The organism is Cetobacterium sp., from assembly GCF_051653945.1.
In the GTDB taxonomy this organism is placed as follows: Bacteria; Fusobacteriota; Fusobacteriia; order Fusobacteriales; family Fusobacteriaceae; genus Cetobacterium_A.
On record NZ_JBOFXD010000092.1, the window covers coordinates 1 to 10,711 of the forward strand.

A 10,711-nucleotide genomic window follows, 5' to 3' on the forward strand; every position below is an offset into this window, starting at 1 on the left:
TTGATTGGCAACGATAGCTATGGAGGTACACCCAGTAACATTTCGAACCTGGAAGTTAAGCCCATAAACGCTGAAAGTACTTGGGGGGCAGCCCCCTGGGAGGATAGGAAGTTGCCAATCTTTTTTTATTTTTTGTAAAATTATGCTATAATTTAATAGGTAAAATTAAATTGTAGAGAGGTGTTATATGAAAAATATATTAGTTACTGGCGGTGCTGGCTACATTGGGAGTCATGCAGTAGTAGAATTATTGGATTCAGGGTATAATGTTATTGTTTTAGACAATTTAGAAAATGGATACATAGAATTAGTTGATAAGAGAGCAAAATTTTATCAAGGAGATATAAGAGACATAAATTCTTTTGAAAATATTTTTAAAGAAAATAAAATAGATGCAGTAATGAATTTTGCAGGTTATATAAAAGTTGGTGAAAGTGTATTTGAACCAAATAAGTATTATCTGAATAATACTTATGGAGTAATGAATGTAGTTGAAGTTATGAAAAAATACAGTGTAAAAAATATAATTTTTTCGTCAACTGCCGCAGTTTATGGTGAAGTTAAATGTGATGGGCTAGTGTATGAAGATTATCCAACTGCTCCAATAAATCCATATGGAGCTAGTAAGTTAATGGCTGAAAGAGTTATAATAGATGCAGCAAAAGCTTATGGGATAAATTATTCTATATTTAGATATTTTAATGTTGGAGGAGCTCATGAAAAATATCATATAGGACAAAAAGGTGATGGCGTAACAGCTTTAATTCCAATAATTTTACAAGCAGCAAAAGGCGAAAGGGAAAAACTAAGTATCTATGGAGATAATTATCCAACAAAAGATGGAACAGGTATAAGAGATTATATTCATGTAGTTGACCTAGTAAGAGCACATATCGCTGCTTTGCCAGCATTAGATAAAAATATTAGTGGAATTTATAACTTAGGAAATGGAAATGGATTTTCAGTTTTAGAGATGCTAAATGCAGCTAAAAAGGTTACAAATATTGATATAAAATCAGAGGTAGTTGAGAAAAGAGAAGGAGATCCAGCATCAGTAGTAGCAGCTAGTGAAAAAGCAAGAGAAATATTAGGGTGGAAACCTGAATATACAGATGTTGAAAAGATAATTGAAACAGCTTGGAATTGGTATAGAAGTCTTTAGAATCGGAGGTGAATCGTGGAATTTTTTAAAAGAATTTTTACAAAGAAGAAAGATCAAGAAGTTGTAAAAACAGAGGAAAATAGTGAAAGAAAAAAAGAGTGTAACAGTGAAAATTGTGGGTGTAAAAATTGTGAGCATAAAGATGAAAAAAATGGAGATTATTTAAAAAATATCTGTATACAGATAGAAACGATTCCATGTGAACCTAATCCCTATTTTGTGGTAAATGATGGAAGTGCAAAATTCTTTGAAGAGTTCGAGATAAGAATGACCACAATATATAGAATATACAGTATAAATAGTATTTTTCTAAAAGAATATCAAAAAGTCTCAAGGAAATCTTTGACTTCTACAAGGGATGATGAAAAAGAATTTTCTAAATATAGTAAGTGTTATTTTATAAATAATAATGCTTTTAAAGAGATACATCATATGAGTAACCTATTGAATATTTTTATGATATTTGAAGTGTTATTAAAAAATATAACTAAAGATATTGCTTATGATAAACATTTAGATTTAGAGGAGATTCAAAATAAAAATATGTCTTATTTAAATAGTTATATTTTATTTTTAGAAGAAACAATGAAAAACAGATTTTCTTTGAATGAGAATGAGAGAAATTTTATTGGAATTGTTAGAAAAATAAGAAATGATTATCTTCATGATTATATGACTGAGATACCTGAATCGATAGAAAAAGAGATAGTTAAAATATTTAATTTAAGAACTGGAAAAAGAATAACAGTAGATGAATATTTTATAGAAAATACATGTAAAATTTTTGGTGAAATAGCAAAAAGATTGGAAAGTTCGTATTGGGAGTATAAAAATAAATTTCTTGAAAAATAAGGAGAGATTATGTTAGCTATAGTTAGGGGAGCTGGAGATTTAGCAACAGGAGTTATTTATCGTTTGTATAAGTGTGGCTTTAAAATGCTGGTTTTAGAAATAGACAAGCCTAGTTCTATTCGACGAACAGTATCTTTTTCAGAATGCATATATAATTTTAATGGAGAACAGGTTGTTGAGGGGGTAAAAGCTAGAAAAATAGAAACACTTGAAGAAGTTAAAAAATGTTGGTTAAATAAAGAAATACCTATAGTAATCGACTCATGTGGGAAATGGATAGAAGAATTGAAACCTGATATTGTAGTAGATGCTATTATAGCAAAAAAAAATTTAGGAACAACAATAATGATGGCACCAATAACGATAGGGTTAGGACCTGGATTTATAGCAGGAAAAGATGTGGGCGTTGTTATAGAAACAATGAGAGGTCATAATTTGGGAAGAATTATAAAGGTTGGTGAAGCTGAAAAAAATACAGGAAATCCTGGAGATATAAGTGGCTTTACGACTGAGAGAGTTATTTATGCTGAAGTACCTGGAAAGTTTAAATCTTTAAAAAAAATTGGTGATTTTGTAAAAAAAGATGAACCGATAGGAACTATTGATAATAGAGTGGTTGGTGCTAGTATAGATGGATTGTTAAGAGGAATAATTAGAGATGACTATGATGTAAAAAAAGGTTTAAAAATTGCTGATATAGATCCGAGGTTAAACCAATATAATAATTGTTTTACGATATCTGATAAAGCTAGAGCCTTAGGTGGTTCAGTTGTTGAAGCTATTTTTAGTGAAATTATAGAGAAAGGGGAGAAGGATGGATTTAAATATTTTGGAGAAAATTTTTGAAATTGTTAAATCAGGAAAAAGGGTAGCTCTAGTTACATTAACTAAATCTAGTGGATCAACACCTAGAAAAGAAGGAACTCTAATGGGTGTGTGGGAAGATGATTTTATAGGAACTATTGGCGGAGGATTGGTAGAGCATAGAGTTATTAATCAAGCTAAAAAATGTTTAGAAGAAAATGAAAATCAAAATTTCGATTACGACTTAACAAAAGAGGCTGAGTTAGGCATGAGTTGTGGCGGTAGTGTTGAAGGATACATAAAAGTTATAAATCCTAAAAATCGTATTGTTATTATAGGAGCTGGTCATATAGGACAGAAGTTATATAAACTATTGGAAAGTTCTGATTTTGAAAGAGTTATTTTTGATGATAGAGAAGAGTGTAAAAATCATGTAACAGATATAAAAATAGGAGATTATGAGCAACTTATAGAGGAGCTAGCTGACAATGAGAACTCTTATTATGTAATTGTAACTAAGGGACATGTAACAGATGAGAAGGCATTGAGAAGTATTTTGAAAAAACAAAGCAGATATATTGGAATGATTGGAAGTAAGAAAAAAGTTATAGAGATAAAAAAAGGAATATCGGAAAGTGGAATAGTTATTCCTGAAGAAAAACTATACTCTCCAATTGGGTTAAAAATATCTGATGGAAGTCCATATGAAATCGCTGTAGAGATTATGGCAGAGATATTAAAAGTTAAAAATAATGGAGAGTTGATTCACAGGAGGCTTACAAAAGATGTTAACACATTTTAATGAAGATGGAAAAGCAGTAATGGTAGATGTAACAGAGAAAAAAGAAACTAAAAGAGTGGCTATAACAAGTGGAAAAATTACTATGAATTTAGAAACTTATAATAAAGTAAAAGAAGGTACTATTGAAAAAGGGGATGTTTTAGGAGTAGCTAGAGTTGCAGGTATTATGGCAGCTAAAAAAACTAGTGATTTAATACCTATGTGCCATCCATTATTTTTAACAGGAGTAGAAGTTGAATTCAATTTTTTAGATAAAGACTTAACTATAGAAGCTAGAGTAACTGTTAAAACTTTTGGGAAAACAGGGGTGGAGATGGAGGCTTTAACAGGGGTATCTACGGTACTTTTAACAATTTATGATATGTGTAAAGCTATGGACAAAACAATGTTAATTAGCGATATAAAGTTATGTAAAAAAACAGGAGGGAAATCAGGAGAATTTATAAATGAATGATTTCTTAAATATAGCTGCATATCTGAGTATCTTGTTAATACTAGGAATAATTATAAAAAGTAAGATAGGGATGTTTCAAGAACTTTTTATACCAGCTTCTGTAATAGGTGGGATAATTGGGTTGATTATAGGGCCAGATTTTTTTGGGAAGTATTATGAGATAATACCTAAAAACTGGATTAATGAAATGAGAGCTCTACCAGGAGTTTTGATTGTACCTATTTTAGTATCTATTCCTTTAGGGATGGAGTTGGAAAGAAAAAATAAAGTCTTTCAAAATACAATAAATACAGGTGGAATATTATTCTTAGTAACATTTATACAGCTATTTATAGGATATATTATTAACTTTATTTTTGATAAAATATTTAATATTAAATTATATAAAAGTTTTGGAGCTGAGCTAAATTCAGCATTTGCAGGTGGACATGGAACAGCTGGGGTAGTTGCTAGAACCTTAAAGGAATTAGGAAGTAGCTACTGGGAATTAGCTCAAGGAGTAACAATAACACTAGCAACGATTGGATTGGTTACAGGAATTGGTTTTGGTATATTTCAAATAAAAAGAAAAGTTGGAAATATCTTAACAAATGAAGTGTTGTCAGAATATAAAAATGGATATATAAAAAATAGAGAGAAACAAGCAATTTTAGGAAAAGAAACTATGTTAACAACAACAGTTGATACCTTAGCTTATCACTTAGCTATTATTTTTTCTGTTTCTGGTTTATCTATAATAATATTAAATATATTTAAAAAACTTCAAATTCCATTATTATCAAAATTAACGATTTGGTCATTTGGTATGATAGCTATGTTTTTTATTTGGAAGATAATGATTAAACTAAAATTAGAGTGGAGTATAGACTCTAAAGTAAAGGGGAAAATAACAGGAACATTAACAGAGTTTGCAATAGTTGCAGCAGTAGCAACAATTCCTTTAAAAGGTGTTGTAAGTTATATATTTCCGATTATAGTTACTAGTTTAGTTGGATTTTCAATTACTTGGGTAGTAATATATCAACTTTCTAAAAAATATTTTAAAGATTATCATTTAGAAAGAACTTTAGCGATGTTTGGAACATCAACGGGTGTATTTATAACAGGATTGTTACTTTTGAGAATATGTGATCCCAAACTAGAAACAACGGTTTTGCAAGATTATTCATTAGGATTTTCAATAACAGCATTATTAGGACCAATTTTAATAGCGCTATGTATTCAACTGAGTTTTACGTATAACTATTTTTATCCAATGGTGCTGTTAATAGTTTTAATTAGTTTAACGATTTTGAGTCTAGAATATTATAATAAAGGAGTGGAAAGATAAATCCACTCTTTTTTTAAACTTGTGGTATAATTAAAGGGATAAATATATAAAAAGGAGAATGACGATGGCTTTACTAAGTGTAAATAATTTATATAAAGGCTTTTCAGGAGAGTCTTTACTAAAAGATATTACATTTTCAATAGATGAAAAGGATAGAATTGGAATAATAGGTGTTAATGGAGCAGGAAAATCAACATTGATAAAGATGATGATGGAATTAGAAGAGGGAGATCCCAATCCAGAAACAAATGAAAGAGGAACAATTTCTAAAAAAGGTGGACTGAAAATAGGGTATCTTTCTCAAAGTATAAATCTGAATAAAGAAAATACAATCTTTGATGAACTAATAGGTGTATTTTCTAATTTGAAATCAGATTATGAAAGAATAAAGGAATTAAATAATTTGATTGCAAATGATTTAGAAAATTTTGATAAACATATGGAAGAGTTGGCTGTTTTAAGTAGTAGATATGAGCAAGAAGAAGGATATGCAATTGAATATAAAGTAAAACAGATATTAATAGGTTTGAGTATTCCAGAAGAGATGTGGAAAGTGCAAATAAAAGATCTTTCGGGTGGTCAGCAGTCAAGAGTAGCTCTAGGGAAAATTTTATTAGAAGAACCAGAGTTGTTAATATTAGATGAGCCAACTAACCACTTAGATTTGATAGCCATTGAATGGTTAGAAAAATTTTTAAAAGATTATCCAAAAGCTTTTGTAGTTATATCACACGATAGATATTTTTTAGATAATATTGTTAATAGAGTTTTTGAAATAGAAGGAAAAACTTTAAAGGCTTACAAAGGTAATTTTTCTGAATATGTCATTCAAAAAGAGGCTTATCTATCAGGAGCAGTGAAATCTTTTGAAAAAGAGCAGGATAAAATTAGAAAAATGGAGGAGTTTGTAAGACGTTATAAAGCTGGGCAGAAATCAAAGCAGGCTAGAGGAAGACAAAAACTTTTAGATAGAATGGAAAAAAGTGACAATCCAATCATAGGAATAAGAAAAATTAAGCTTAAGTTTGAAGTTGAAACTCCGAGTGTGGATAAAGTTTTAGAGTTAAAAAATTTAAGTATGAGTTATGGAGAAAAGAAACTTTTTAATAATTTAAATTTAACAGTTTTTAGAGGAAATAGAATTGGAATAATTGGGAAAAATGGAGTTGGAAAATCAACTATTTTAAGAATTGTTAATGGATTGGAAAAAGCTAAAAGTGGAGTAGTAGAAGTAGGAGAAAGAGTAAAGATAGGTTATTATGATCAAAATCATCAAGGGTTAAAAATGGAAAATACAATATTAGAAGAATTATTATATGCTTTTCCAATGAGTGATGAAGAGGCAAGAACTATAGCAGGTGGATTTCTTTTTTCAGCAGATGATGTAGATAAAAAAATAAAGTCTTTATCTGGAGGAGAAAAGGCTAGAGTAGCTTTTATGAAACTAATTTTATCAAAACCTAATTTTTTAATATTAGATGAGCCGACAAATCACTTAGATATCTATTCTAGAGAAATATTAGAGGAAGCTTTAGAAGATTATGATGGAACAATTATTGTTGTATCTCATGATAGATATTTTTTAGAAAGTGTTGTTAACAATATATATGAAGTTACTAAAGATGGAGCAACTTTATTCAAAGGGGATTACGAAACATATATTTCACAAAAGGATAATGTGAAACAAAAAGATGAAACAGCAGGTTTAAATTATGAAGAGCAAAAAAGAAGCAGAAATAGAATAACAACCTTAGAAAAAAAATATAAAAAATTAGAGGAAGAAATCGAAAGATTAGAAAGTGAAAAAGTTGATTTAGAAAAGAAATATGAAATTGCTGGAAAAAATAACAATTTAGATGAATTGATGGATATTCAAAAAGAGATAGATTTAAGAGATGAAAGAATTCTAGATGCTATGGAAAGCTGGGACGAAACAGCTTTAGAGTTAGAGGAATTAAAAAAATAGTTGTAAAAAAATAAATTTGTGGTAAAATTATCTTTGACTTTTTGCAATAAAGCGATTATAATACTAAAGTTAAATATTATTTAAAAATAATAAATAAAAAAATTCAGAGGAAGGAGGGTAAAATGCCTACTTTAAGTCAATTAGTAAAAAAAGGAAGACAAACTCTTGAAGAGAGTAAAAAATCACCAGCATTACAAGGAAACCCACAAAGAAGAGGAGTGTGTGTAAGAGTTTATACTACTACACCTAAGAAACCAAACTCAGCTTTAAGAAAGGTTGCCAGAGTAAAATTAACTAACGGAATCGAAGTAACTTCATACATCCCAGGAGAGGGACACAACTTACAGGAGCACTCAATCGTTCTAGTAAGAGGAGGAAGAACAAAAGATTTACCAGGAGTTAGATATAAAGTTATCAGAGGAGCTTTAGATACAGCTGGAGTTGCTAAGAGAAAACAATCAAGATCTAAATACGGAGCTAAGAAAGCGTAATAATTATTAAGGAGGTGGACAGTAAATGTCAAGAAGAAGAGCAGCAGTAAAAAGAGATGTATTACCTGATTCAAGATATTCTGATAAAGTTGTAACTAAAGTTATCAACTCTTTCATGTTAGATGGAAAAAAGTCAATCATTGAAGGAATATTCTATTCTGCAATGGATTTAATAAAAGAAAAAACTGGTCAAGAGGGGTACGATGTATTTAAGCAAGCATTAGATAACATTAAGCCACAGATCGAAGTAAGATCAAGAAGAATCGGAGGAGCTACTTATCAAGTTCCAGTAGAAGTAAGACCTGAGAGACAACAAACTCTTGCTATCAGATGGTTAACTACTTATACAAGACAAAGAAAAGAGTATGGAATGATCGAAAAGTTAGCAGCAGAGTTAATAGCAGCAGCAAACAATGAGGGAGCTACTATTAAGAAGAAAGAAGATACTTACAAAATGGCAGAGGCTAACAGAGCTTTCGCACACTACAAGTTCTAATTTCAGTCGTAATTTAAAATTTAGGAGGATAACAAAATGGCTAGAAGCGTTTCTTTAGAAATGACTAGAAACATTGGTATCATGGCTCATATCGACGCAGGAAAGACTACTACAACAGAGAGAATCTTATTCTATACTGGAGTAGCTCATAAAATTGGAGAGGTTCACGAAGGTGCCGCTACAATGGACTGGATGGAGCAAGAGCAAGAGAGAGGTATCACAATTACTTCTGCTGCTACAACATGTTTCTGGAAAAATCACAGAGTAAATATAATAGACACACCAGGACACGTGGACTTTACAGTTGAGGTTGAAAGATCTCTAAGAGTACTTGATGGTGCAGTTGCTGTATTCTCAGCAGTTGACGGAGTGCAACCACAGTCTGAAACAGTTTGGAGACAAGCTGACAAATATGGTGTACCTAGAATAGCTTTCTTTAATAAAATGGACAGAATCGGAGCTAACTTCGAGATGTGTGTTAACGATATTAAAGAAAAATTAGGATCTAATCCAGTACCTATTCAATTACCAATCGGTGCTGAGGATGACTTCGAAGGAGTTATCGACTTATTAGAAATGAAAGAGATTGTATGGCCAAAAGATTCTGATAACGGACAAAACTTCGAGTTAAGAGATATCAGAGCTGAATTAGCAGATGCTGCTGAAGAAGCTAGAACTTTCATGATCGAATCAGTAGTAGAAACTTCTGATGAGTTAATGGAGAAGTTCTTCGGAGGAGAAGAGATTTCTGTAGAAGAGATCAACACTGCTTTAAGAGCTGCAACTTTAGCTAACACAATAGTACCAGTTACTTGTGGAACAGCTTTCAAAAACAAAGGAGTTCAATCATTACTTGATGCTATCATCACTTATATGCCAGCTCCAACAGATAAAGGAATAATCAAAGGAACAGACGTTAAGAACGAAGAGTTAGAAATAACTAGAGAGATATCAGATAACTCTCCATTTGCTGCTTTAGCATTTAAAGTTATGACTGACCCATTTGTTGGAAGACTAACGTTCTTCAGAGTTTACTCAGGAGTTCTTACAAAAGGATCTTACGTTTTAAACTCAACAAAGGGTAAAAAAGAGAGAATGGGAAGAATTCTTCAAATGCACGCAAACAAAAGAGAGGAAATCGAAGTTGTTTACTGTGGAGATATCGCAGCAGCAGTTGGATTAAAAGATACAACTACTGGAGATACTCTATGTGCTGAAGATGCTCCAATCGTTCTAGAGAAAATGGAATTCCCTGAGCCAGTAATCTCAGTTGCAGTTGAGCCTAAGACAAAAGTTGACCAAGAAAAAATGGGTCTAGCTTTATCAAAGCTTGCTGAAGAGGATCCTACATTCAGAGTTAAAACTGATGAGGAAACTGGACAAGTAATCATCTCAGGAATGGGAGAATTACACTTAGAGATCATCGTTGATAGAATGAAGAGAGAATTCAAAGTTGAGTCAACAGTTGGTAAACCACAAGTTGCTTACAGAGAAACTATAAGTCTTAAACAAGACCAAGAAGTTAAGTATGCTAAGCAATCTGGAGGAAAAGGACAGTTCGGACACGTTAAGATTACTCTTGAGCCAAACCCTGGTAAAGAGTTCGAATTTGTTAACAAAATAACAGGAGGAGCAATTCCTAGAGAATATATTCCTGCTGTTGAAAAAGGATGTAGAGAAGCACTTGAAGGTGGAGTTGTAGCTGGATACCCTATGGTTGACTTAAAAGTTACACTTTATGATGGATCATATCACGAGGTTGACTCGTCAGAGATGGCGTTCAAAATTGCTGGATCTATGGCACTTAAGCAAGCTGCTCAAAAAGCAAAACCAATCATCCTTGAGCCAATCTTCAAAGTAGAAGTAACTACTCCAGAAGAGTACATGGGAGATATCATAGGAGATATCAACTCAAGAAGAGGAATGATCGGAGGAATGACTGATAGAAACGGAGCGAAGATAATCAACGCTAAAGTACCTTTATCAGAAATGTTCGGATATGCAACTGATTTAAGATCTAAATCTCAAGGAAGAGCAACTTACTCTATGGAATTTGAAGAGTATGCACAAGTTCCTGCGTCAGTTCAAAAAGCTATCCAAGAAGAGAGAGGAAGATAATAAGTTATCTTTTTTAAAACTTCAACTTGAAAAAAGTTTAATAATGTTGTGACTCTTAGTTGAGTCACAACAAAAATTATAAAATACAAAGAAAAATAGGAGGAAATTTCAAATGGCTAAAGAAAAATTTGAAAGAAGCAAACCGCACGTTAACATCGGAACAATCGGACACGTTGACCACGGAAAAACAACAACAACAGCAGCAATATCAAAAGTATTATCAGATATGGGACTAG

General features: G+C 31.5%; 11 protein-coding genes and 1 rRNA gene. All 12 read left to right on the forward strand.

What is annotated here, in order from left to right; translation table 11 throughout:
* Positions 1 to 3: 3 nt before the first annotated feature.
* Positions 4 to 120, forward strand: a 5S ribosomal RNA gene (rrf, locus tag ACRC8M_RS09985).
* Between the two features lie 67 nt (positions 121 to 187).
* Positions 188 to 1,162 carry a UDP-glucose 4-epimerase GalE gene (gene galE / locus ACRC8M_RS09990; protein WP_438529003.1) on the forward strand — a complete coding sequence of 325 codons (975 nt, stop codon included), beginning with the start codon at positions 188 to 190 and terminating at the stop codon, positions 1,160 to 1,162.
* A 15-nt stretch (positions 1,163 to 1,177) separates the two neighbouring features.
* Positions 1,178 to 2,014, forward strand: coding sequence for a hypothetical protein (locus ACRC8M_RS09995; protein WP_438529004.1), 837 nt, complete (start codon positions 1,178 to 1,180; stop codon positions 2,012 to 2,014).
* A 9-nt stretch (positions 2,015 to 2,023) separates the two neighbouring features.
* A complete protein-coding gene (gene yqeB / locus ACRC8M_RS10000) occupies positions 2,024 to 2,860 on the forward strand; it encodes a selenium-dependent molybdenum cofactor biosynthesis protein YqeB (protein ID WP_438529005.1) in 837 nt (278 codons plus the stop codon).
* A complete protein-coding gene (locus ACRC8M_RS10005) occupies positions 2,829 to 3,620 on the forward strand; it encodes an XdhC family protein (protein WP_438529006.1) in 792 nt (263 codons plus the stop codon). Before yqeB ends, ACRC8M_RS10005 begins: the two co-directional genes overlap by 32 nt.
* Positions 3,604 to 4,074 carry a cyclic pyranopterin monophosphate synthase MoaC gene (moaC, locus tag ACRC8M_RS10010; RefSeq protein ID WP_438529007.1) on the forward strand — a complete coding sequence of 157 codons (471 nt, stop codon included), beginning with the start codon at positions 3,604 to 3,606 and terminating at the stop codon, positions 4,072 to 4,074. Before ACRC8M_RS10005 ends, moaC begins: the two co-directional genes overlap by 17 nt.
* Positions 4,067 to 5,404 carry a sodium/glutamate symporter gene (locus ACRC8M_RS10015; RefSeq protein WP_438529008.1) on the forward strand — a complete coding sequence of 446 codons (1,338 nt, stop codon included), beginning with the start codon at positions 4,067 to 4,069 and terminating at the stop codon, positions 5,402 to 5,404. The genes moaC and ACRC8M_RS10015 overlap by 8 nt, the downstream gene beginning before the upstream one ends.
* A 64-nt stretch (positions 5,405 to 5,468) precedes the next feature.
* Positions 5,469 to 7,370, forward strand: a complete 1,902-nt coding sequence (locus ACRC8M_RS10020; RefSeq protein WP_438529009.1) for an ABC-F family ATP-binding cassette domain-containing protein — start codon at positions 5,469 to 5,471, stop codon at positions 7,368 to 7,370.
* A gap of 122 nt (positions 7,371 to 7,492) precedes the next feature.
* Positions 7,493 to 7,861 carry a 30S ribosomal protein S12 gene (gene rpsL, locus ACRC8M_RS10025; RefSeq protein ID WP_023051095.1) on the forward strand — a complete coding sequence of 123 codons (369 nt, stop codon included), beginning with the start codon at positions 7,493 to 7,495 and terminating at the stop codon, positions 7,859 to 7,861.
* Between the two features lie 25 nt (positions 7,862 to 7,886).
* The gene (rpsG, locus tag ACRC8M_RS10030) at positions 7,887 to 8,357 is read left to right on the forward strand and encodes a 30S ribosomal protein S7 (protein WP_023051096.1); all 471 of its coding nucleotides are present in this window, start codon (positions 7,887 to 7,889) and stop codon (positions 8,355 to 8,357) included.
* Between the two features lie 36 nt (positions 8,358 to 8,393).
* Positions 8,394 to 10,475, forward strand: a complete 2,082-nt coding sequence (gene fusA / locus ACRC8M_RS10035; RefSeq protein WP_438529010.1) for an elongation factor G — start codon at positions 8,394 to 8,396, stop codon at positions 10,473 to 10,475.
* Between the two features lie 112 nt (positions 10,476 to 10,587).
* On the forward strand, positions 10,588 to 10,711 hold a 124-nt coding region (locus ACRC8M_RS10040; RefSeq protein WP_438504918.1), incomplete at its 3' end, for a GTP-binding protein.